This is a genomic window from Paenibacillus piscarius (genome assembly GCF_022234545.1).
Taxonomy (GTDB): domain Bacteria; phylum Bacillota; class Bacilli; order Paenibacillales; family Paenibacillaceae; genus Paenibacillus_AQ; species Paenibacillus_AQ piscarius.
In genome coordinates this window covers 43,244-64,482 of record NZ_JAIEUI010000023.1, presented here as the reverse complement: position 1 = coordinate 64,482, position 21,239 = coordinate 43,244, and the positions used below count along the sequence as shown (strand labels likewise).

The 21,239-nt window shown below is 56.1% G+C and carries 23 protein-coding genes; 11 read left to right on the top strand and 12 right to left on the bottom strand.

Annotation, left to right across the window (positions count from 1 at the left end):
* Positions 1-28 precede the first annotated feature (28 nt).
* The 5 genes from K1558_RS27070 to K1558_RS27050 all read right to left on the bottom strand — a co-directional run bounded on the left by K1558_RS27070 (position 29) and on the right by K1558_RS27050 (position 5,267).
* Complete coding sequence (locus tag K1558_RS27070; protein ID WP_420800473.1) at positions 29-1,066, bottom strand: RluA family pseudouridine synthase; 1,038 nt, start codon at positions 1,064-1,066, stop codon at positions 29-31.
* Positions 1,067-1,147: 81 nt separating this feature from the next.
* Positions 1,148-1,333 (bottom strand): CLC_0170 family protein, encoded by a 186-nt coding sequence (locus tag K1558_RS27065; protein ID WP_238655084.1) that lies wholly within the window; start codon positions 1,331-1,333, stop codon positions 1,148-1,150.
* Positions 1,334-1,346: 13 nt separating this feature from the next.
* Positions 1,347-2,576, bottom strand: a complete 1,230-nt coding sequence (locus K1558_RS27060; RefSeq protein ID WP_238655083.1) for a Ger(x)C family spore germination protein — start codon at positions 2,574-2,576, stop codon at positions 1,347-1,349.
* Positions 2,573-3,670, bottom strand: coding sequence for a GerAB/ArcD/ProY family transporter (locus tag K1558_RS27055; protein ID WP_238655082.1), 1,098 nt, complete (start codon positions 3,668-3,670; stop codon positions 2,573-2,575). Before K1558_RS27055 ends, K1558_RS27060 begins: the two co-directional genes overlap by 4 nt.
* Positions 3,663-5,267, bottom strand: coding sequence for a spore germination protein (locus tag K1558_RS27050; protein ID WP_238655081.1), 1,605 nt, complete (start codon positions 5,265-5,267; stop codon positions 3,663-3,665). Before K1558_RS27050 ends, K1558_RS27055 begins: the two co-directional genes overlap by 8 nt.
* Positions 5,268-5,380: 113 nt before the next feature.
* Between K1558_RS27050 and recQ the strand changes: the two genes are divergently transcribed.
* Together recQ and K1558_RS27040 are read left to right on the top strand one after the other, a co-directional pair.
* Positions 5,381-7,207 carry a DNA helicase RecQ gene (gene recQ, locus K1558_RS27045; RefSeq protein ID WP_238655080.1) on the top strand — a complete coding sequence of 609 codons (1,827 nt, stop codon included), beginning with the start codon at positions 5,381-5,383 and terminating at the stop codon, positions 7,205-7,207.
* 15 nt (positions 7,208-7,222) lie between these two features.
* Positions 7,223-9,133 (top strand): B12-binding domain-containing radical SAM protein, encoded by a 1,911-nt coding sequence (locus K1558_RS27040; RefSeq protein WP_238655079.1) that lies wholly within the window; start codon positions 7,223-7,225, stop codon positions 9,131-9,133.
* Here K1558_RS27040 and K1558_RS27035 read toward each other — a convergent pair.
* Positions 9,115-9,465 (bottom strand): hypothetical protein, encoded by a 351-nt coding sequence (locus K1558_RS27035; RefSeq protein ID WP_238655078.1) that lies wholly within the window; start codon positions 9,463-9,465, stop codon positions 9,115-9,117. The two genes, K1558_RS27040 and K1558_RS27035, sit on opposite strands and share 19 nt — an antisense overlap.
* A 58-nt stretch (positions 9,466-9,523) precedes the next feature.
* On the opposite strand from K1558_RS27035, the gene K1558_RS27030 reads away from it, so the two are divergent.
* The 3 genes from K1558_RS27030 (at position 9,524) to K1558_RS27020 (ending at position 11,772) form a co-directional block, all read left to right on the top strand.
* Positions 9,524-10,033: a GNAT family N-acetyltransferase gene (locus K1558_RS27030; protein ID WP_238655077.1), complete on the top strand. Its 510-nt coding sequence runs from the start codon at positions 9,524-9,526 to the stop codon at positions 10,031-10,033.
* A complete protein-coding gene (locus tag K1558_RS27025) occupies positions 10,026-10,607 on the top strand; it encodes a nucleotidyltransferase family protein (RefSeq protein WP_238655076.1) in 582 nt (193 codons plus the stop codon). The genes K1558_RS27030 and K1558_RS27025 overlap by 8 nt, the downstream gene beginning before the upstream one ends.
* 310 nt (positions 10,608-10,917) lie before the next feature.
* Positions 10,918-11,772, top strand: coding sequence for a P-loop NTPase family protein (locus K1558_RS27020; RefSeq protein WP_238655075.1), 855 nt, complete (start codon positions 10,918-10,920; stop codon positions 11,770-11,772).
* A gap of 99 nt (positions 11,773-11,871) precedes the next feature.
* Here K1558_RS27020 and K1558_RS27015 read toward each other — a convergent pair whose 3' ends face one another.
* From K1558_RS27015 to mnmL, 4 genes are read right to left on the bottom strand one after another with little or no spacing between them, the layout of a single operon-like run.
* Positions 11,872-12,834 (bottom strand): alpha/beta fold hydrolase, encoded by a 963-nt coding sequence (locus K1558_RS27015; protein ID WP_238655074.1) that lies wholly within the window; start codon positions 12,832-12,834, stop codon positions 11,872-11,874.
* 15 nt (positions 12,835-12,849) lie between these two features.
* A complete protein-coding gene (locus K1558_RS27010; protein WP_238655073.1) occupies positions 12,850-13,818 on the bottom strand; it encodes a type I phosphomannose isomerase catalytic subunit in 969 nt (322 codons plus the stop codon).
* A 35-nt stretch (positions 13,819-13,853) separates the two neighbouring features.
* Positions 13,854-14,477, bottom strand: coding sequence for a tRNA 5-(aminomethyl)-2-thiouridylate-methyltransferase MnmM (gene mnmM / locus K1558_RS27005; RefSeq protein ID WP_238655072.1), 624 nt, complete (start codon positions 14,475-14,477; stop codon positions 13,854-13,856).
* The gene (gene mnmL, locus K1558_RS27000) at positions 14,477-15,433 is read right to left on the bottom strand and encodes a tRNA modification radical SAM protein MnmL/YtqA (protein ID WP_238655071.1); all 957 of its coding nucleotides are present in this window, start codon (positions 15,431-15,433) and stop codon (positions 14,477-14,479) included. Before mnmL ends, mnmM begins: the two co-directional genes overlap by 1 nt.
* A gap of 244 nt (positions 15,434-15,677) precedes the next feature.
* Here mnmL and K1558_RS26995 point away from each other — a divergent pair, with 244 nt between their 5' ends.
* Entirely contained in the window at positions 15,678-15,851 is a 174-nt protein-coding gene (locus K1558_RS26995; protein WP_238655070.1) for a hypothetical protein, read from the top strand.
* A 210-nt stretch (positions 15,852-16,061) separates the two neighbouring features.
* Entirely contained in the window at positions 16,062-16,778 is a 717-nt protein-coding gene (gene trmB, locus K1558_RS26990) for a tRNA (guanosine(46)-N7)-methyltransferase TrmB (RefSeq protein WP_238655069.1), read from the top strand.
* Positions 16,779-16,967: 189 nt separating this feature from the next.
* Here the strand turns inward: trmB and K1558_RS26985 are convergent, their stop codons facing one another.
* A complete protein-coding gene (locus K1558_RS26985) occupies positions 16,968-17,495 on the bottom strand; it encodes a phosphatase PAP2 family protein (protein ID WP_238655068.1) in 528 nt (175 codons plus the stop codon).
* Between the two features lie 407 nt (positions 17,496-17,902).
* Here K1558_RS26985 and K1558_RS26980 point away from each other — a divergent pair, with 407 nt between their 5' ends.
* The 4 genes from K1558_RS26980 (at position 17,903) to rplT (ending at position 20,545) form a co-directional block, all read left to right on the top strand.
* Positions 17,903-19,144 carry a glycosyltransferase family 2 protein gene (locus tag K1558_RS26980; protein WP_238655067.1) on the top strand — a complete coding sequence of 414 codons (1,242 nt, stop codon included), beginning with the start codon at positions 17,903-17,905 and terminating at the stop codon, positions 19,142-19,144.
* A gap of 255 nt (positions 19,145-19,399) precedes the next feature.
* On the top strand, positions 19,400-19,897 hold the full coding sequence (gene infC, locus K1558_RS26975) for a translation initiation factor IF-3 (protein ID WP_238655066.1): 498 nt from the start codon (positions 19,400-19,402) through the stop codon (positions 19,895-19,897).
* 56 nt (positions 19,898-19,953) lie between these two features.
* Positions 19,954-20,154, top strand: a complete 201-nt coding sequence (gene rpmI / locus K1558_RS26970; RefSeq protein ID WP_238655065.1) for a 50S ribosomal protein L35 — start codon at positions 19,954-19,956, stop codon at positions 20,152-20,154.
* A gap of 31 nt (positions 20,155-20,185) precedes the next feature.
* Positions 20,186-20,545, top strand: coding sequence for a 50S ribosomal protein L20 (gene rplT, locus K1558_RS26965; RefSeq protein WP_238655064.1), 360 nt, complete (start codon positions 20,186-20,188; stop codon positions 20,543-20,545).
* A gap of 96 nt (positions 20,546-20,641) precedes the next feature.
* Here rplT and K1558_RS26960 read toward each other — a convergent pair whose 3' ends face one another.
* Positions 20,642-21,184: an acyl-CoA thioesterase gene (locus K1558_RS26960; protein ID WP_238655063.1), complete on the bottom strand. Its 543-nt coding sequence runs from the start codon at positions 21,182-21,184 to the stop codon at positions 20,642-20,644.
* Positions 21,185-21,239 lie beyond the last annotated feature (55 nt).

Genomic DNA, 21,239 nt, shown 5'->3' with positions numbered 1-21,239 from the left:
CCTTGTCTGCTGTGGATAAGCACCGGACTCAATTCGTCGGAGCCGGTGCGGTGTATTTCAGGAACGTCTTCGGAATCGGGCTTTCAAAGGTCAGAAGCTCCCCTGTAGTAGGATGAACGAACGAGAGGACACGCGCATGCAGTCCGAGACGGCCGACTGCCTTGGTCTGTGCCCCGTACTTCTTGTCGCCGGCGATCGGATGCCCGATGTCTGACATGTGGACCCGGATCTGATTCTTCCGCCCGGTCTCCAGGTGCACCTCCAGCAGCGAGAAGTGGCGGTTCGCCTGAATCAGCTTGTAGCGGGTAACCGCATGAAGCCCGTCGCCCTGATGCGGGCTGGAGTACATCTTCAGCGTAGAGGTCTCCTTCAGCCAGGAGCTGATCGTGCCTTCAGGCTTCTTGACGGCGCCTTCGACAAGCGCAGTGTAAGACCGTTCCTTGACGGTCTCCTTCCAGTTATTCTGGAGCGCCTGCTGTACCGCTTCGCTGCGGGCAAACATCATGACGCCGGAGGTATCGCGGTCGAGCCGGTGTACGACGTAGACACGGTTCTTCGGATTCGCCTGCCGGACATGCTCCATCAATTGGCGGTATGCTGTAAGCTCGTTGTCTTCCCCGGTAGCAATGGACAGCAGTCCGGCGTCCTTCTGAATCACGATGATATCATCATCCTCATGGACGATGGTCAGGCCCAACAGCTCCTTGGCTTCCGCACGCTTCTCCTGATCCACCGTCACCGTCTGGCCGGGCTGCAGCGGGTGGTCATGGCGGGTCACGGTTTTCCCGTTCACTGCAATCTGCCCGCGTGAGAGCATCGATTTGATGGCATTGCGCCCCTTGCCTGGAACCGTCTTCAGCAAGAAGGCAAGCAATTCCGCAGGCTCATTTACCATATAGGTCTTGAGTGCAGCAGGCTTGGCTGAGGCAGACGGTCTGGCGGCCTGTCTCTGGCCCGCAGGCTTGCTTCCCCGGCTGCCGGCGGCTGCCCGGTTCTGCGTCTTGGCTCCTGCCGGGGGCTTGGCGCCCCGTCTGGCGCCGTCTTTGGAATTTCTTCTTGTATTCATGCTGGCATTCTCCGTCCTGTAATATTGTACTCTTCAATATACCATGGGCCGGGAAGAAATACTACGCGGGCGGCAGGCGCTCTAGATATAAATCACTATACCCAGGAAGATCAGCAGGGAGAGGAGGCCGTAGCCCCAGGCGAGCAGCCGGGCTGACTTTTGCTCCCGTATCCAGCCTCTATTGCTGTAAATCCTGTAATCTACAGTCAGGAGCAGCAGGGCACAGAACATGAGCAGCCCGGCAGCGGTTCCCATGACCCGAATCATAACGCATTCCTCCTTATTTCTCCTTGAGTCCCACTCTGCGGAGATGCAGGGTCAGCCTGATATCCACACCGACGCTGCTGTACAGACTCTCCCAGTCCTCCTTGCTGTGAATATGCTCTTTCCAATAGGCGGGATGGTGGCTTCTGATGATTTCACCCATTCCAAAAATATCTGAATGATCCCGCTGGGTCTGCTTAACCAGTTCCTGCAGCACAGTCTGTATCTGCTGTTCGAAATCCCGTTCAATCGTATGCAGCTTGCCGGGAGTATCAACAGGGGTACCGCTGTCGTAATGCTCATCCAAATCCCCTTCAAGGAAGATTTCATAGATTAGATGAGGCTTACCCTCCTTGATCTCGCTCCGGGTCCGGGTGAAGCGTTCATTGATCTTGGTCATGACGATTCCCAGCTCCCTTATGTGCAGCAGGGTGGAGTAGCCGCCGGGGTCCATGCCCTGCATCGCCATGAAACCGCCGATTTCAATCGGAGCAGTCTTCCCGGCCATAGTGCCGCCGCTGAAATAAGCCAGCCCCTTAATCAGAATATTATCCTTGTTGCGCAGGGCGACATAGGGCAGATAAGGGCTCTGTCCCCACTTGGAATCCGCTGACCAGAAGGAGCCGATATAATCCCGGGGGAACTTGCCGGAGGCGGCCGATTTCTCCATCATCGACAAAATATAGAGTGTCGGGACACGCTGCAGCGGCGGATTGACGTCCATGAAGGCCGATGCGCGGCCCTCGGAGACGAGCAGCCAGGTCCGGCGGCGGATCTCCGGGTTGCGCCGGAGGTAATCGTTCAGCTCCTCCAGGCTGTCACGGGCCACCTCCTCGCTGATGATGATCACCCGCAGATGGACGAGGTAACGCGGGTCCGCAATCTGCTGCTGCAGGTTGTTCATGGCATCATCAAGCGAAAGTCCCTGCACAGTAACCACCCAGACGGGACTGGTCTTGCTGTCCCCTGCGCTCCCGCCGCCGGTACCGGGGCCAAGCGGAACCCGGCCAGGAACGGCAATCTGTGCCGTGACGCTGATCATCTCAGCCGGCAGATGGTCATCGCTGAGATGGGTCACCCGGTCCTTTGGACTGATATCCTCATCTGCAGGAATCTTGTCAATGGACAGACCCAGGACAAGCGCGCGGTCCTCAATCTCCACCTGGTCCCAGCATCCGCTGAGCAGGAGGGCGGCAAGAGAGAGCATAATGAACAGGGCAACCATTCTCGGCAGCCGTCTATTCATGAAGCCACCTTCTTCCCATGTCCTCTGACCAGATGGACTCCCCATAACAGCAAGCTGTAGCCGGGAATCAGAATCATGCCGGCCTGGCCCAGTTGCAGAGCCCAGCGGTAGGATTCAAAGACATTGGAGGGCAGCATGGATATGATGAATATGACGGGCAGCAGCGCGCTGGAGGCCATCCGCCGGTCGCGCAGGCGTAGAAGCTTCTGAAGCAGATAGGCCGAGATATAGCAGGTGGTGTAAATGGTCGTGAAGACAGAGATAACCCAGATAATAATGAAGAGGGCATCCAGCCGCTCCAGAAATCCCTCGCCGAAGGCTGCCGAGCGGGCCATCTCAAGGGTGGGGTAGATCAGCAGCTTGGTCTCCTCTGCCCCGAACATTCCTATGGAAGCAATCACAATCAGCAGATAGATCACCCCGGACATGAATATAGCCAGGGCTCCTGCCCGCACGGCATGACCCGGCTTCTCCATGAACGGAATCAGCAGCACGATGACGAAGGAGCTCTGGAACAGATAGCTGGCTTCCCGAGCACCTCTCCAGAAATGGAGGGATGGGGGCATCAGGACAGGCTGGAGATTGAGCAGATCCACGTTTTTCAGCGAGATCAGAATGGTCACGAGAATGGAGCCGACAATCAGCGGCAGGTAGAAGAAATGGATATAGGAGAACTTCACCACACCGCGTCTGGAGGAGAGCAGACTTGTGAGCAGCATCAGTATAATCGTTGCTTCAATCGGTGTTTTTTTGTACAGCACGGTTGTGGCTACATCCCCGAATTGGCGGACGGTGAGACCGGTCAATGCAATGAACATTAGCATAATCAGCACGGTGAAGAACGTGGCAAGCGGTGCTCCGAGCAGCCGGCGGCTGAAGATGAACAGGGTCTCTCCGGGAAAACGCTGGCACAGGGCTGCCAGCAGCCAGTAGCTTATGAAGGACATCAGTACGCCGGTTAATGCGATTAAGGGAGCGCTGGTATTGCCGGCTTCGGCCATATAGCGGGGAAAGCTGAGAATACCTACGCCGATAATCGTACTGCTCATTACAGCGGCTGCGCGCAGGGTGGTAATCTGGTGCGGATTAGTCATCGGTTCCATCCCCCTGTCTAAGAATCCCGTCCACTTCCCGGGAAGGAACACTGGCGGACAGCCTATCCGGGTCCTGCGGATGCAGGAAGCTCGGGCGGCGGCGCATCCACCACAGCGGAGCCCGCACCAGAGTGTCCCTCAGATCCCGCCATTTGCCCGGAATATACGGGGTCATATAGGGCACCCCGAAGGACTCCAGGTAGAGCAGATGGTTCAGAATGAGGATCGTGCCGATCATGACCCCGTACAGGCCGAACATCCCGGCCAGGACGATCAGCGGAAACCGCAGCATCCGCAGGGCAATGGCGGCATTATAGGCTGGGGTGGCGAACGAGCCGATGGTCGTCAGCGCGACGATGACCACCGTGATCGGGCTGGCCAGCCCGGCGCCCACGGCTGCCTGGCCGATTACAAGAACACCTACGATAGACAAGGCCCCGCCAATCATCTGCGGCAGACGGATCGTCGCTTCCCGCAGCACCTCCATGGAGACCTCCATGATCAGCACCTCCAGCACAGCGGGGAACGGCACACCTGCCCGCCCGCCGGAGATGGCCACCGCGAAGTCCGTAGGCAGCAGCTCGGGATTGTATGAGATGACAGATACGTATAACGCCGGAAAGAACAGTGAGAACGCCAGGGCAATCAGCCGGATCAGGCGGATCAGGCTGCCCATAATGAACCGCTCTGTATAATCGTCTACAGTCTGGAAGAATTGATTGAAGAGGGCGGGCACAATCAGGGCGAACGGCGAGCCGTCTACAAGAATCGCGACCCGGCCTTCCAGCAGGGCGGCTGCAGTTTTGTCCGGCCGCTCTGTACTCTGGACCTGCGGGAACGGAGAGAGCGGCTGATCCTCGATGAACTGCTCGATGTATCCGGCATCCAGAATGCCGTCGGTCTGAATCAGCGAGATGCGGCGCATCGCTTCGGCCACCAGGCTGCTGTCCGCAATGCCGTCGATATAACATAGAGCGACCCTGGACTGGGTACGGGTTCCCAGCGGGCTGATCTCGATCCGCAGGTCTGTGCTCTGCAGCCTGTAGCGCAGCAGCGAGAGATTATTCTCCAGCTTCTCTACATAACCCTCACGGGGCCCCCGGATCACCTGCTCGGTCTGGGGCTGCTCCACGCCGCGCATATCAATCTGGCGCATCTCCATGCGGAGCGCTTCGGGAACTCCGTCAATCAGCAGAATCAGGTCGCCCTTCACTGCCGCTGGAGGAAGCTCCGCCAGGTCTGTAGAAGCAGTGCCTTGGGTCACCTCGACCACCGTGTTCCAGAGATAAGGAATGATGCCGTCAGTGTTTCCGGGAAGCTCCGGCTGGCCCGGGGCATTGGCCATCAAGGGCTTAAGCACATACTCCCGCACCTGCTCCATATTCACGAGGGAAGAGAAGAAGACGATTGCAGCCGGGTGCGCGCCGAGCAGCCGGAAGTCTCGTACCACCAGGTCGCCATTCTCCCCTAGCCGGGCCAGCAGCAGCTGCAGATCCTTTTGCAGCTCCCCTGTAAGTTTGGCGCCACGATCCGCCTGCGGCGGCGGGGTCTGCTGCTTGTGTAAGTAGGAGGTATACTTATCTGTCCAGTCCTGCAATCGGTTGCCCTCCTTAATAGAAAGAATGGATTGAATCTATATAGAGTGTTGCTTGAACAGGCGGTTTTTATGTAATCTAATAGGTAGACATGCCCTAAGGAGTTAGAAGAGATATGGAGATGCAAGGAACAATCATGGAACAGGCACAGGCTGCCCTGCAAAAATATTACGGCTATCCCGATTTCCGGGAAGGCCAGAAGCGGATTGTCAACAATCTGCTGGAAGGCCGCGATACGCTGGGCATTCTGCCCACCGGGGGCGGCAAATCCATCTGTTATCAGGTGCCGGCGCTGCTGCAGCCGGGACTGACCCTGGTGGTCTCCCCGCTGATCTCGCTGATGAAGGACCAGGTGGATGCCCTGACTACGGCAGGCATTGCGGCTGCCTACATCAACAGCACCCTGAGCGGCAAGGAAGTGAATGAGCGCATCCGTGCCGCCCGCCGGGGCGAGCTGAAGCTGCTCTATGTCGCTCCCGAGCGGCTGGAGCTGGACTGGTTCCGCCTGGAGATGGCAGATCTGAATATTTCCTGTGTGGCGGTGGATGAGGCGCACTGCGTGTCGCAGTGGGGCCACGACTTCCGTACCAGTTATCTGGCGGTTGCCCCGTTCGTCGAGCAGCTGCCGCAGCGCCCGATTCTGGCGGCGTTCACCGCTACCGCTACACCGGAGGTCATGGAGGATATGGTCCGGCTGCTGCGTCTGCGCGAGCCAGGCGTGTTCATGACCGGCCTTGGCCGCGATAATCTGGCGATGTCGGTGCTGCGCGGCGAGAACAAACGCGAGTTCGTGCTGGATTATGCGGCGCAGCACGCCCATCAGCCGGGGATTGTGTATGCCGCCACCCGCAAGGAGGTGGACGACCTCTTCCAGCGGCTCCAGGCGGCAGGCGTGGCCGCCGGGCGCTACCATGCCGGGATGAATGACCAGGAGCGGGCGGACAGCCAGGAGGGCTTCCTCTATGACGATATCCGTGTCATGGTGGCCACGAATGCCTTCGGGATGGGGATCGACAAGTCCAATGTCCGGTACGTCATTCATTACAATATGCCGAAGAATATGGAGGCCTATGTCCAGGAGGCCGGCCGCGCCGGGCGCGACGGCGAGCCGAGTGAGTGTATCCTGCTGTTCAGCGCGCAGGACATCATGACCCAGAAGTTCCTGATCGAGCAGAACCCGCAGGACCCGGAGCGCAAGGCCAATGAATACCGCAAGCTCCAGCAGATGATCGATTACTGCTATACGACCCGCTGCCTGCGCAGCGCGCAGCTGGATTACTTCGGCGAGGAGCACGGGGACGAGCCGTGCGGCATCTGCAGCTCCTGCACCGATGAGCGGGAGCTGGTGGATATGACCGTGGATGCGCAGAAGATCTTCTCCTGCATCCACCGGATGCGGGAGCGCTTCGGCGTGGCCCTGGTCTCCTCGGTGCTGAAGGGCTCGCGCAACCAGAAGGTGCTGCAGTACGGCTTCGAGAAGCTGCCGACCCACGGCGCGATGTCCGGCCGCAGTGAGAAGGAGATCACCGAGAGCATCAATGTGCTGATCTCGGAAGGGTATCTGGCCCTGTCCGAGGGCCAGTATCCGGTCGTCCGGCTGCAGCCGCTCGCGGCCGAGGTGCTGCGCGGCCAGCGCCAGGTGCACCAGCGCGTGGCCCGGACGCTGGTCACCTCCGGCACGCGGGACCGCCGCCGCAGCCGGGATCATTCCCCGTCGGCGGTCAACGAGACGGTGTTCGAGCAACTGCGCCTGATCCGCCGCGAGCTGGCGGGGCGCGAGCATGTGCCGTCGTACATCATTTTCAATGATGCGACGCTGCGCGAGATGAGTGTGGTTTGTCCGCAGACAGAAAGCGAGATGCTGAGAGTGAAGGGTGTCGGGGAAGTGAAGTACCGGAAGTACGGCAAGGCGTTCCTGGAGTTTTTTCAAAATGAAATGTAAAGAGGGTTATGCAGCATGAGAATTGTCCTGGCCACCTTAAACGCCAAGTATATTCATACCTCACTGGCCATCCGGCTGCTGAAAGCATATAGCGAGCATGAGTTCCAAGATATTCTGCTGGCGGAATATACCATCAAAGACCCTGCGATGAATATCGTGTCGGACCTGTACCAGAAGCAGCCCGATGTGATCGGCTTCTCCTGTTACATCTGGAACATTGAGGAGACGATCAAGCTGGTCGGCATTCTCAAGCAGGTGCTGCCTGAAGTGAAGATTGTGCTGGGCGGGCCGGAGGTGTCCTATGAGCCGCTGTACTGGATGAAGCGGGAGCCTGGAGTGGACTTCATCGTGAATGGTGACGGGGAGGAGACCTTCCACCATCTGCTGCAGGAGATCCGGGATGAACAGAAGTATCATTTCGTCTACGGTGCCGCTTATCGTAAGGGCGAAGAACTGATCGTTAACCCGCCCCGTCCCAAAAGCGATCTCAACACTCTTCCGACCCCGCACCGCTTCCCGGAGGATCTGCCGGAGCTGAGCAAGCGGATTGTGTATTTTGAGACCAGCCGGGGGTGTCCGTTCAACTGCCAGTTCTGCCTGTCCAGCATTGAGGTGGGCGTGCGTTATTATGATATTGAGCGGGTGAAGTCTGATCTGCTCTACCTGATTGAAGGCGGGGCGAAGGTCATTAAGTTCCTGGACCGCACCTTCAATATCAACCGCAATTATGCGCTGGAGATGTTCCGCTTTCTGATCGACAACCATCAGGGGTGCGTGTTCCAGTTCGAGATTACCGCCGACATTATGCGTCCCGAGGTGCTGGATTTCCTGGCTGAGAACGCCCCTCCGGGCGTCTTCCGCTTCGAGATCGGCGTCCAGTCCACCAATGATGAGACTAATGAACTGGTCAAGCGCCGCCAGAACTTCGCCAAGCTGTCGCGTACTGTGATGAAGATCAAGGCCAGCGGCAACATCGACCAGCATCTCGATCTGATCGCCGGCCTGCCGATGGAGGATTATCCCACCTTCCGCAAGACGTTCAATGATGTATTCGCGATGGAGCCGGAGGAGCTGCAGCTGGGCTTTCTCAAAATGCTGCGCGGCACCGGACTGCGCGCCCAGGCCGCCAAATACGATTATACGTACATGGAACATGCACCGTATGAGATTCTCAGCAGCCATGTGATGCCTTTCGGCGATATCATCCGGCTGAAGCGGCTGGAGGATGTGCTGGAGAAATACTGGAATGCCCACCGGCTGGACCATTCGGTGAAGTATCTGATCCGCCATGTCTTCCCGTCCCCGTTCGATTTCTTCCAGGAGTTCGGCGATTACTGGGAGGCGCGGGGCTGGCAGAAGATCGGGCATCAGCTGGAGGATCTGTTCACCCGGCTGCAGGCGTTCCTGACCGACCGGGGAACGCCGTCGATGGAGATTATCACCGGACTGATGAAGCTGGACTATTTCCTGGGCCACAAGTACAAGCCGCGTAAAATCTGGTGGGACGGTGGCCTTGAGAAGTCCGATTGGGCCAAGTATCTGAAGCAGCTTGCCGGGAAGCCGGAGCTGATCTCGGCCAAGCTGGCCGAAGCCGGCCTCAGCGAGCGGGAGCTGCAAAAGTTCATCGCGCTGGATGAGCTGCCCTTCCGGCTCGAGCCGGTATTGGAGTCGATCAGCGGGCTGCGTTATGACGGCGAGCTTGGCGCGGAGGCGGGGGCTGAAGCAGCTGCGGCAGGCAAGGCCGAAGCATCGCGTTCGGCGGCTGCCGGGAGTGAAGGTCCTGCGGCTGCAACGGCGGTGGCCGCCGGGAGCAGGTCGGCTCTGCCGGGTCCTCACCCGGGAGCAGGCGAGGGCCGCACTCTGCTGATCGTCCTGTATCAGCAGGACGAGAGCCAGCGGGCACAATATTATACGCTGCCTTTGTAGGGGCGAGGCGCTGTGTGGGCCCGTGGTCCAAATGTAATCGAAAAACCGACCACATTCGGCACTGCGTGGGCCCGTGGTGCAAATGTAATCGAAAAACCGACCACATTCGGCGCTGCGTGGGCCCGTGGACCAAATGTAATCGAAAAACCGACCACATTCGGCGCTGCGTGGGCCCGTGGTGCAAATGTAATCGAAAAACCGACCACATTCGGCGCTGCGTGGGCCTGTGGGCCGCATGTAATCGAAAAACCGATCACATGCGGCGCTGTGTGGGCGCGTGGTCCAAATGTAATCGAAAAACTGAACACAATGAGCGGCACGCAAGTCAGCATGAGCGGGAGTAAGTTACCTTTGGGGGGCATACAGTTGAGTCAGGAGCAGCACATATCATTGTTTAGGTACGGTGACGGGCACGGGGAGCGGTTCAGGGACCAGTTACTTGGCTTTCAGCTTCCGGCGGAGCAGTTGCAGTTCACCGGACTGCCGGAGGAGACGCTTCAGGATATCAAGGAGGATGCCGGTAAGGCCGGAGTGGTTATTGCTCATGGAGAACGGGCGGTGGGCTTCTTCATCCTCCACACCGGTGAAGGCATAACTGATTTCTTTCCAGACTATGCCGATGCAGTTCTGCTGCGCGCTTTCCTGATGGACTACGCCAGCCAGGGCCGCGGGTTCGCTAAGGCAGCGATGTTGCTGCTGCCGGATTTTGTCCGCCGCCACTACCCGGAAGCCCGGCAGCTTGTGCTGGCTGTGAATGAACGTAATACCGCAGCCAGTCAGCTATATCTCCGCGCCGGATTTCAGGATCACGGCCTGCGGCGGAACGGGAGCAAGGGAACACAGCTCATTATGCAATATCCGCTGTCATCTGAGCATGTGGGGGAGTTGGGCGATGGATAGTTGCGATGATATGTATAGCCGTCTTACGGAGCTATTCACCCGCGATGCACTGCTAATGGATATTTTCAAGCGTGCCCAAGGCTTGGCCCTGTCCCCTTATTACATTGGCGCAGGATGCCTGGTGCAAACGGTGTGGAACGAGCTTACCGGGCGGGCGCCGGGGTACGGAATTAGTGACATCGATATTGTTTACTATGATGCGTCTGATTTGAGTTATGCTGCTGAGGATGCGATGGTTGCTAAGGGCAGAGAGCTTTTTAAGGATATTGCTATCCCGGTAGACCTCAAAAATCAGGCTCGGGTTCATCTCTGGTATCCGCAGAAATTTGGTTTGGGGATCAAGCCTTACACATCGCTGGAAGCTGCAATTAACAGCTGGCCAACCACGGTGACTTCTCTGGGAGCACGGCTTGACTTGAACGGTGACTGGCAGATTTACGCTCCATTTGGGTTGAACGATCTATTTGACCTGATCCTGCGTCCGAATAAGGCACTGATCCGCGAGGATATCTACGCAGCTAAGACGCTGAAATGGAAATCGAAGTGGCCGGAGCTTAAGGTGGTTCCTTGGTAGATGCACCATTCGTAATTGTATTTATCCATGCCAGGTGTTACGATCAGTAAAGAGATGCGAACAAAGGAGCCTTCACCCTATCATGTGGATTACTCTGTAAGGACAAATTGACGGGCAGCTTGCCGGCCATAGTGGGAATCACTAGGTTCTTAGGCATGACTTTCGTTAGTCTTACAGGGTATGCAGGGCGAAGGGTTCATACACCGGCTGCGTGCGGATACCTGGGGGTATCCTTTTTTGTTGCCACCGGAAACAGCATCTCTATGTCCCTAATCTGCTATCCTCCAAAACATGAACGGAGGAATGACAGATGAAACAACAATTACAGCCAAAATTGATCTTAATCGAGGGCTTGCCCGGCTTCGGGAAGTCAACAACAGCGCAGCTGGTATATGAGATTCTTACGGAGATGGGGATTGAAGCTCGACTTTTCCTTGAAGGGAATCTGGCGCATCCGGCGGATTACGATGGTGTTGCTTTTTTGGAAAAAGTTGAATATGACGCGCTATGGAATGCCCATGAACAATTTAGAACGTTATTAAGCCAGTATACAAGTTGTCAGGGGAATCATTACTTCGTGGAATTCCGGAGATTACTGAATGAATACGGGCCAGGTATACCCCATGAAATGATGAATGCTTTTGTCAGGAATGATGTGTACGAACTCCAACTGGCTCAGCATAGAGAACTGATTACAGCCAAATGGCGGCAGTGTGCGGAGAAGGCGCTACGGGGGCCGGACACGTATGTGTTTGATTGCGTTTTTCTCCAGAATCCTGTAACTATGGGCATGATCAAGAATGGTGCAGCAGAAGAGTACATGACAAGCTACATTCTGGAGCTGGAGGCCATCATCAAGCCTTTGAATCCGCTGCTGATTGTGGTCGAACAGGACGATCTGGAAGCTGCTTTCCGCAAAGCTGTGTGCGAGAGACCTGAGGAGTGGTCGGAAGGGTTCATCCAGTATTACACCACCCAAGGGTATGGCTTAAGACAGGGCCACCAGGGCTTAGAAGGAACTGTGCAGGTTCTTAAGGGCAGAAGGAAGCTGGAGGAACGTATCTACAACCTGCTAAGTATGCATAAGACTAAAGTAAATAACTCTGCGTATGACCTTCAAGCTTATAAGCGGGTTTTAACCGAGAAGCTGAAGGAATATTTTTGAAAAATATCAGCAAGCTTACGTTAAGCCGCCAGTTAAATTTGAATAAAATAAACAGAGGCCCCCGTACTTGACGGAGTGCCTATGTTTGCTGTCTTGGTGCTAATCACCCGCAGGCTCAAGCCGCATGGATTCCGCAGGCAAATGGCGGGCGAGCCAGTCCAGCACATCGGCCGTGACCTCATCCCGGTTGACCTCGTTCAGCATCTCATGCCGGCCGCCGGGATACAGCTTCAGCTCAACGTCCTCCAGCCCCTGCTCCCGGTACAGCTCAGCCAGACGCTTGATGCCCTGTCCGTTCATTCCTACAGGGTCCTTCTCGCCCGCGAACAGGTAGACCGGCTTGTCACTGCACAAGGTCCGCAGGGTGGACTTGGTGTGCAGCTCCCGCAGCAAATGGAAGAAATCACGGAAGAACCGGGTGGTGCAGATCGCTCCGCAGAACGGATCGGCGATGAACCGGTCGACCTCAGCCGGGTCGCTGCTCAGCCAGTCAAACGCTGTCCGCACAGGCGAGAAGGCACGGTTATAGGTGCTGAAGACCATGCCGTTGAGCAGCACACTGCGGTGGCGGTCTCCCTGCAGTCTCAGCTGAAGGGACGAGAGGGACTCCGCCAGCCGCAGCATGCTCCGGGGACCGTTGGTGCCGCTGAGGATGAAGCCGCTGTAGATCTCATGGCCTTCCTCGCACATCAGCTTCTGGGCCAGAAAGGAGCCCATGCTGTGGGCGAAGAGGTAGATCGGCACATCCTCATGCCGGGAGCGGGCTATACCTGCCAACTGCAGCAGATTGCGCCGCATCCAGGTGAAGCCGTCCTCCCCGCAGTCGCCCAGCAGATTCACCTTGCCGGCCGTCAGGCCATGGCCCCGGTGGTCATTGGCATAGACCGCATAACCTGCGCCGGTAAGCGCCGAAGCGAACCGGGCATAACGGGCTGCCGTCTCGCACATACCGTGCGAGATCTGCACAATCCCCCGGACACCGGTTCCCTCCTCCGGCAACCATTCATAGACATGAATACGGACCCCTACCGGATCGGTCATCGTGAAGGTGTTCTCGGTCATGGCCTATCCTCCTGCTTACGGCAGATAAGAGCGCAGTACGGTGGACTGTCCTTCAATACTGTAGGCGCCCAGGCTGGAAGGGAGCAGATAACATTCACCTGCCGCATAAGGCTGGGAGCCGCCGTCCCAGATCAGATGGCCGCTGCCCTCGCAGATCACGAGAATGGTGAAGCTGTCGTCCGTGGTGGCAAGCTGCCATTCGCCGGAGACAATACCTTTTTCCACGATAAAATAAGGAGAAGCGGCCAGCTGCAGCCATTCGCCCGCCACGGCGCCATCGGTCTTCATCGAAGTTGCGCCTGCTCCTTCATAGGCGGTCACATTCAGGGAATCCTCGATATGCAGCTCACGCGGCTTACCGTCCAGGCCCGGACGGTCGTAATCGTAGATCCGGTATGTAGTGTCCGAATTCTGCTGGATTTCCGCAACAACAACACCCGCGCACAAGGCATGAACGGTCCCGGCAGGAATATAGAAGGAGTCACCGGCAGCTACAGAAACCTCCTGAAGGCTATCCATCACGGTTCCGTTCTCCAGCGCGTCCTTCAGCATCTCACGGGTTACGCCTTCCTTCAGGCCGTAGATGATTTTGGCGCCCGGTTTGGCGTCGAGCACATACCACATTTCGGTTTTGCCCAGCTCGCCCTTAGGCAGTCCGGCATAATCATCCGTAGGGTGCACCTGAACGGAGAGGTTGTCGTTGCAATCCAGCAGCTTAATGAGCAGCGGGAATCTTCCGCCTTCTTCTGTAATGCCCTTGCTGCCGAACCATTCACGGCCGAACTGCTCGCGGATGGCATCCAGGCCTTGTCCGGCCAGCTCGCCGTTGACTACCGTGGAGGTGCCGTTCGGATGATCGGCAATCATCCAGCCTTCGCCGATATGGCCTTCCGGCAGGTCAAGGCCGAATTTCTCCAGCGCCCGGCCTCCCCAGACGCGTTCTTTGAACTCCGGCTGGAATTTCAGAGGATATGGTTGTGTCATGCTAACATCTTCCTTCCTGATCATATAATTGTAGATTACTTGCCGGAATGACCGGCTTGCTCCGCGTCTTTCCGCTTCTCCACAGCCACCACATACGGGGCGGCTGAACGCTGAAGCTGGCGGTACACAATCGCCTGCGCCTCCTTCTGGGCCAATCCGGCGGCCCAGGCTTCAACGGCGGCGGCTTCGCGGCCGCCGCCTTCGTGGCCGGGATACAGCACGGCCGTGATGATCCCGCCCGGGCGGAGCAGCGCAAGCGCCGCCCGAAGCGCGGCCAGCGTGCTCTCCGGCTCGGTGATGATGGTCTTATCGGCATCGCCCGCAGGCAGATAGCCGAGGTTGAACATCACCGCCGAGACCGTTCCGCCCCAGTCCGGCGGAACGGCTTCAAGCATTGCTGCATGGCTCTGCTGCAGCAGGGTTACGGGAGCGAGCGCGGCCGGCGCTTCCTCCCGGGCCAGCCGCAGGCGCTCTCCGGCAAGAGCCAGCGCCGCGTGCTGGATGTCGAAGCCGTATACCCCGCCGCGCGGCCCGGCCGCCTTGGCGAGGAACAGGGTGTCGGCACCCGTGCCCACGGTGGCGTCGATGGCCCGTCCGCCGGCAGCGAGGCGCTCAGCGGTGAGCTTGTGGGCGAAGCTAAGGACAGAGAGGAAGCCCATCAGCGCTTCCTCCAGTATTTACCCTGCCAGGTGTCCCGGGCAACCAGCTCCTGGTCAATGGCATTCAGCACTTCCCATTTCTTAAGGCTCCACAGCGGGCCGATGAGGGCCTCGCGCGGCGCATCGCCGGTCAGGCGGTGGACAATCATCTCCGGCGGCAGGATCTCCAGCGAGTCGGCAATGAGCCTCACGTACTCATCCTGCTCCAGGAACCGCAGGAGCCCGGCTTCATACTGCTTGACCATCGGCGTTTTGCGCATGAGGTGGAGCAGGTGGATTTTGATCCCCTGCACGCCCATGTTGGCCACCGCAGATACCGTCTCCAGCATCATCTCATGCGTTTCTTGCGGGAGGCCGTGAATAATGTGGGTACAGACTCGGATGCCGTGGCGGCGGAGCTTGGCAACAGCTTCCGTATAACAGGCGGTATCATGCGCCCGGTTGATGAGGTCTGAAGTGGACTGATGGATCGTCTGCAGTCCCATTTCCACCCACAGATAGGTGCGCTGGTTCAGCTCTGCCAGATACTCGACGACATCATCCGGCAGGCAGTCCGGGCGGGTGGCGATGGAGAGGCCGACTACCCCCGGCTGCTGCAGGATGACTTCATAGTATTCACGCAGCTCCTCAACCGGAGCGTACGTATTGGTGTAGGCCTGGAAATAGCCGATATATTTGGCGTTCGGCCATTTCAGATGCTGGCGGTCACGCACATGGTTGAATTGGGTCACCAGATCGTCCCTGCGGCTTCCGGCGAAGTCACCGGACCCCCGTGCACTGCAGAAGGTGCAGCCGCCCTTGGCAACACTACCGTCACGGTTCGGGCAGGTGAATCCGGCATCAAGCATGACCTTGAATACCTTGGCATCCATTTGCTCGCGCATTTCATAATTCCAGGTATGGAATCGTTTATCCCCCCATAGGAGCGGAGAGGAGGTCTGTAGAAGATTGGACATTTGCAGCTCCTTTCATGAACCTTTTCATTGTATCAAAAAACCGGGGTGAACGTAACAATCCCTCCCGGCAATCCCGTCAAAAAAAACGGAAAATAGGCCGGAAATAAGCGGAATTCCGCTTGAAAATGCTTACACCTTATGTTATATTTAAAGTGTAAAAAAGCCGCTGCAGCAACAACAATCCTATTCCTGAATTCATAATTTCGTGTCGTCTGGTCCATACTAAACCTCAGAGGTGATAACGATGAATTCTCCAACGGTATATCCTGATAACAAAGGTTCGATTGATGTGCAGCTGACTCCTGACGAAGCGCTTGCGCTGACAGGCGTAGAATTTAACGGCAACCACAAGATTAAGACAGAGGCGCAGCGCAAGATCCGTAATGCTTTTGAGAAGACCTTCGAATTCGATAAATAAATAACAGTCCGCTGAACGGCGGATGGTATTACGCTTATAACACGCACGGAACTTTCGACCGGTCCGACAGGGGCTGGGTGGAGGTTCCTTTTCTTTTGGCGGTGGGTTCTGAAAATCCTTTACATTTGTCTTCAAGTTCGGCACAATATTGCAAGTGGCAGTTATCCTATTGACAGCAGACAGCAAGTAAGAGATAGCGGAGGAGTACCTATGCGTTTACGCGGAAGAAAAGGAATACGTGAAAGTCTTGAGCAGCAGACCGATCTGGTCATTCTGGAACCACGCAGCCTGAAGGGCCGCTGGTCCGAGCTGTTCGGCAACGACCATCCGATCCATGTGGAGTTCGGAATGGGCAAAGGCCAATTTATCAGTCAGATGAGCTTTAAATACCCGGAGATTAATTTCATCGGCGTCGATATGTACGATGAGCTGGTCCGGCGCGCCGCCGAGAAGGCCCGGAACGTATGGGAGCCCGCCGGGGAAGAGACGCCCCCGAACGTCCGGGTGGCGCTGGCAAATATTGATTATGCGGAAGAGGTCTTTGCTCCGGGTGAGCTGGGCCGGATCTATCTGAACTTCAGTGATCCCTGGCCGAAGAGCAAGCATGCCCGCCGCCGCCTGACCCATCCGAGATTCCTGGAGAAATACCGGGGGCTGCTCGGGCCGGCAGGCGAGATCCATCTGAAGACCGATTCCCGCAGCCTGTTCGAATTCTCGCTCAATGCCTTTGCCGACTTCGGGCTGCAGATGAAGAACATCTCACTGGATCTGCACGAGGGCGGAGTGATTAATGAGGCGCATGTGATGACCGAATATGAGACCAAGTTCTACAACCGCGGCGTAAATATTCACCGCTGTGAGGCCATCGTCGGAGAAGAGGCCCTGAGGGAATATCAGGCTACCCGGCTGGACAAGTACCGTCTGTAGGAGGAGAGATTCCGGACCTGCGGCCTGATTCTTAAGTCATACCCAGCAGCAACAGCAAAGGCAGTCCGGGCTTCCCCGGGCTGCCTTTGCTGTATTAGTATGCGCCCCGTATCTTCCAATAATTAATACCTGCGTATAAATTAGGCGGTCCAGGGCAAGTGTGGTAAGATGATTGCCTTGCTCCGGAGCTCAGAACCACAGGGCGAGTGTGCCCGCGGCGACACCGGAGCCGATGACCGCCCCGGCCATGACGTCAGACGGATAATGCAGCCCGATGTAAATCCGCGAGAACCCGACGATGCAGGCCAGCGGGAGCAGGACTGCGGTCAGGGGCGGGGAGGCTATCATATAAGGAACCGTTGAAGCGAAGATAGCGGTCGTATGCCCGGAAGGAAAGGAATGATCCTTCAGCGGATTGCGGAAGGTATGGATATCCGGCAGTGCCAGATACGGGCGCAGGCGCGGATAGAGCTTCTTGGCCACGGCGACGGGAATGTGGCTTACCGCGAGTGCGGCCAGCGCCTGAAGTCCTGTAGTGCTCCAGGGCTGGGGGCACAGTGCCCAGATCAGAATATTGATTCCGATGGTACTTGTCGCACCTCCGAGATGCGTGAGATACACGAGCCAGAAGCTTAAGAAAGGGTTGTGAAGCCGTCCGTTGATGAACAGGAAAAGGCGCTGCTCCAGGAGATGCAGTTTCTTGAATATAGGTCTCATATCTTGTCCCTCCGATGGTCCGGCTATTAAGAGATCTGGCGCAGTCTGAGCTGCAGATTGTGTAATCTGAAGCTGTCTTAATCATACTTTTTTAGGGAAGTCCGTTCAAGAAAAAGCTCGGGTCCGCTCGAATAATGTCTCTTTTGACTTGTGTACCCCAAAGCGTCTACAATGATTCAAGCAGGGATATCCCGTTTATAAGGTAACAGAGAAATAAGGAGCCGGAGTATCCGCCGGAATCCGTAATCATACCTTCTGAAACGGAACACAAACCATTCGGAAACCTGCCCGACAAAAAGGGATAAATCGTGTCTACGGTAAGGAATGAAACAAAGGGTCATGAAACGTCAACAAGCCTGAGAGAAAAAGAGAACATCTAGACTTGGAAAAGGGGGCATCAAAAGATCATGTTAGACGCACTGTTTGTTACACTGCAGGTGATCTTGGCAGCAATTGCAGTTTACCAGTTCGGCTTCTCGCTGTTTGGACTGCGTATGAAGAAGAAGAGGGCGGTTCACGCGCCGCAAAAGTCATTTGCCGTACTCGTAGCCGCACACAATGAAGAAGAAGTGGTCGGCGCTCTGATGGAGAACCTGAAGCAGCTTAATTATCCCCGGGAACTGTACGATGTATTTGTAATCTGCGATAACTGTACGGATAATACAGCATCAATTGTGCGTGAGCACGGCATGAATGCCTGCGTGCGCACCAATGCGAACCTGCGCGGCAAAGGCTATGCCATCGAGTGGATGCTCAAGGAGCTGTGGGCGCTGCCCCGACAGTATGATGCGGTCGTCATGTTCGATGCTGACAATCTCGCACATACGGAATTCCTGATGGAGATGAACAATGATCTGTGTACAGGCGCCCGGGTAATCCAGGGCTACATTGATACCAAGAATCCTGAGGATTCCTGGATTACCGCCGCTTACGGCGTATCCTACTGGTACATCAACCGGCTGTGGCAGCTGTCCCGCCATAATCTGAAGATGGCCAACTTCCTCGGCGGAACCGGCATGTGCTTCGAGACGAACCTGCTGAAGGAAATGGGCTGGGGTGCAACCAGTCTGGTGGAGGACCTGGAGTTCACGATGCGCAGTGCCTCCAAGGGAGTATACCCGCGCTTCAATTATGACGCTAAGGTATTCGACGAGAAGCCGCTTACGTTCAAGGCCTCGTCCAGACAGCGTCTGCGCTGGATGCAGGGGCACTTCACCGTGGCCCGCCGTTATTTCTTCCCTCTGCTGTGGCAGGGGATCAAGGAGCGCAGCCTGACGAAGTTTGACCTGGCGCTCTATGGAGCCAATGTGTACATTGTGCTGCTGACGTTCCTGATGACAGCCGTCATGTGGATCGATAACGCCCTCTTCGACGGGCCGCATATTGCCAACATTTATGGACATCTGCCGCTCTGGCTCGGCTATCTTGCCGTCGGGGCCAATATTCTGACCTTCCTGCTGGCCATGGTGCTGGAGAAGGTGAAGTTCAAGAAGGTCTATCTGTACCTGCTGGCCTTCCCGGTCTATCTGCTGTCCTGGTATCCCATCACGTTCTATGCGTTCTTCACGCAGAACAACAAGCAGTGGAGCCATACCAAGCATACTCGCGTAGTCCGGCTGGAAGAGGTTCAGAGCAAACAAGTTTCTTAGTGTTGACATCTTCGTTCTGATGCTGTATAGTATTCAAGTGTGCAAAACATAGGGATTGCAAGCAGAAGCACCGGCTTCTCACCTGACTGGCTTATGGCCTGCTGGTTTTGATCTCAATGCTTTATGAATGCTAATAATTCATGAACGTTGATCAAACGGGGTGTCGGGGAATTACCGGCATCCCTTTTTTATGGAGAACCGTAAATATATTATCTGAAAAACATTCGGAGGTGGAGGATTATCAGTAAGGAACATATGATCAATGATGAAATTCGTGCCAAAGAGGTTCGGCTGGTTGGAGCAGAGGGTGAACAAATCGGGATCAAGCCGATCCGCGAGGCGTTGCAGATGGCGATCGATCTGAACCTGGATTTAGTCAACGTAGCACCGCAGGCGAAGCCGCCGGTATGCCGCATCATGGATTACGGCAAGTTCCGTTATGAAACGCAGAAGAAAGAGAAGGAAGCGCGCAAGAACCAGAAGATTGTGGATCTCAAGGAAGTCTGGTTCCGTGCAAACATTGAGGAACATGATTATCAGACCAAGTTCCGCAATGTCATCAAGTTCCTGAACGAAGGCGATAAGGTGAAGTGCTCCGTCCGTTTCCGCGGCCGTGAGATTACCCACGCTAGCATCGGCCAGAAGATTCTGGAGCGCGTGAAGAACGAAGTCGAAGACATTTCTGTTGTGGAGCGCCAGCCGAAGCTGGAGGGCCGCAGTATGATTATGATTCTGGCTCCGAAGCCCCAATAATCTGGAGCCACTTGCTCAGCAATTTGGCGCCGCATAATATTCAAGGAGGAAACACCATGTCTAAAATGAAAACACATAGCAGCCTGAAAGGCCGCTTTAAGATCACTGGTACTGGCAAGGTACTGCGTTACAAGGCTCACAAGAACCACCTGCTGTCCCACAAATCCAAGCGCGCAAAACGCGTATTGAACGGCAATCCGGTAATGGCTCCCGGGGATGTAAGACGTTTGAAACAAGGGCTTGCTAACTTGAAATAGTTAATCACACATTTTTGGGAGGTTTATTAATATGGCAAGAGTTAAAGGCGGATTTGTAGTTCGTCGTAGACATAAAAAAGTATTGAAGCTGGCAAAGGGTTACTTTGGTTCCAAGCACCGCATTTTTAGAACCGCTAAAGAGCAAGTAATGAAATCGATGGTTTACGCTTACCGTGACCGTCGTCAGACCAAGCGTAACTTCCGCAGACTGTGGATCGTGCGTATCAATGCAGCAGCTCGCCTGAACGGTCTTTCTTACAGCAAGCTTGTATACGGCCTGAAGCTGGCTGGCGTGCAAGTGAACCGCAAGATGCTGGCTGATCTGGCTGTGAACGACCTGAACGCATTCAACTCCCTGGCGGTTGTAGCCAAAGAGAAGATCAACGCGTAAGAATGAGATAAACCGAAAAGCACCGCCTGCGGGAACTCCCGTGTGACGGTGCTTTTTTTGATGCGGTGAGAATGATGGGGAAGCAGAGCGGACGCCCTATTCCCAGTACTTCGTAGTCCCCAGCATCGAAGCCAGCTTCTTGCTGCTGGCCCGTCTAAGCTTACGCAGTGCAGCGCGCTCATCGGCCGACTGGCAGATCAGCTTCTCCTCCTCGGTCTGGGCCACAACTGCCGGTACCGGGCACGGAGTGCCGTCCTCATGAACTGCGACGAAGGTCAGGAAGGATGTAGCGGCTACGGCGCGCTCCCCGGTATAGAGGTTCTCAGAGATGATCTTTACGAACACCTCGATGCTGGTGCGTCCGGTCCAGGAGACGAAGGATTCGAAGCAGACGGAATCTGTGGGCCGGATCGGCAGCAGGAAGTCTACGGAATCGGCGGAGGCGGTGACGACATTGACACGGCAATGGCGCATGGCCGAGATCGAGGCGACCTCGTCCACGGTGCTCATCAGCTTGCCGCCGAACAGTGTTTTGTGGTTGTTAACATCATTGGGGAAGACTCGCCCGGTTTTGAAGACGCGGGATTCGTGGCAGTATTTGAATTCTGGTGCAGACTGGTGTGTGTGTTCTTGTTCCATGTTCAGACTCCCTTTGTGGACAATATGTAATCATACATGATAATAGAAAAGCTGA

Bases quoted from the DNA above. Each gene is read 5' to 3' on its own strand.
- K1558_RS27070 (WP_420800473.1), bottom strand. From the start codon at position 1,066: ATGAATACAAGAAGAAATTCCAAAGACGGCGCCAGACGGGGCGCCAAG.
- K1558_RS27065 (WP_238655084.1), bottom strand. From the start codon at position 1,333: ATGATTCGGGTCATGGGAACCGCTGCCGGGCTGCTCATGTTCTGTGCC.
- K1558_RS27060 (WP_238655083.1), bottom strand. From the start codon at position 2,576: ATGAATAGACGGCTGCCGAGAATGGTTGCCCTGTTCATTATGCTCTCT.
- K1558_RS27055 (WP_238655082.1), bottom strand. From the start codon at position 3,670: ATGACTAATCCGCACCAGATTACCACCCTGCGCGCAGCCGCTGTAATG.
- recQ (WP_238655080.1), top strand. From the start codon at position 5,381: ATGGAGATGCAAGGAACAATCATGGAACAGGCACAGGCTGCCCTGCAA.
- K1558_RS27040 (WP_238655079.1), top strand. From the start codon at position 7,223: ATGAGAATTGTCCTGGCCACCTTAAACGCCAAGTATATTCATACCTCA.
- K1558_RS27035 (WP_238655078.1), bottom strand. From the start codon at position 9,465: ATGCTGACTTGCGTGCCGCTCATTGTGTTCAGTTTTTCGATTACATTT.
- K1558_RS27025 (WP_238655076.1), top strand. From the start codon at position 10,026: ATGGATAGTTGCGATGATATGTATAGCCGTCTTACGGAGCTATTCACC.
- K1558_RS27020 (WP_238655075.1), top strand. From the start codon at position 10,918: ATGAAACAACAATTACAGCCAAAATTGATCTTAATCGAGGGCTTGCCC.
- K1558_RS27015 (WP_238655074.1), bottom strand. From the start codon at position 12,834: ATGACCGAGAACACCTTCACGATGACCGATCCGGTAGGGGTCCGTATT.
- K1558_RS27010 (WP_238655073.1), bottom strand. From the start codon at position 13,818: ATGACACAACCATATCCTCTGAAATTCCAGCCGGAGTTCAAAGAACGC.
- mnmM (WP_238655072.1), bottom strand. From the start codon at position 14,477: ATGGGCTTCCTCTCTGTCCTTAGCTTCGCCCACAAGCTCACCGCTGAG.
- mnmL (WP_238655071.1), bottom strand. From the start codon at position 15,433: ATGTCCAATCTTCTACAGACCTCCTCTCCGCTCCTATGGGGGGATAAA.
- K1558_RS26995 (WP_238655070.1), top strand. From the start codon at position 15,678: ATGAATTCTCCAACGGTATATCCTGATAACAAAGGTTCGATTGATGTG.
- trmB (WP_238655069.1), top strand. From the start codon at position 16,062: ATGCGTTTACGCGGAAGAAAAGGAATACGTGAAAGTCTTGAGCAGCAG.
- K1558_RS26985 (WP_238655068.1), bottom strand. From the start codon at position 17,495: ATGAGACCTATATTCAAGAAACTGCATCTCCTGGAGCAGCGCCTTTTC.
- K1558_RS26980 (WP_238655067.1), top strand. From the start codon at position 17,903: ATGTTAGACGCACTGTTTGTTACACTGCAGGTGATCTTGGCAGCAATT.
- infC (WP_238655066.1), top strand. From the start codon at position 19,400: ATGATCAATGATGAAATTCGTGCCAAAGAGGTTCGGCTGGTTGGAGCA.
- rpmI (WP_238655065.1), top strand. From the start codon at position 19,954: ATGTCTAAAATGAAAACACATAGCAGCCTGAAAGGCCGCTTTAAGATC.
- rplT (WP_238655064.1), top strand. From the start codon at position 20,186: ATGGCAAGAGTTAAAGGCGGATTTGTAGTTCGTCGTAGACATAAAAAA.
- K1558_RS26960 (WP_238655063.1), bottom strand. From the start codon at position 21,184: ATGGAACAAGAACACACACACCAGTCTGCACCAGAATTCAAATACTGC.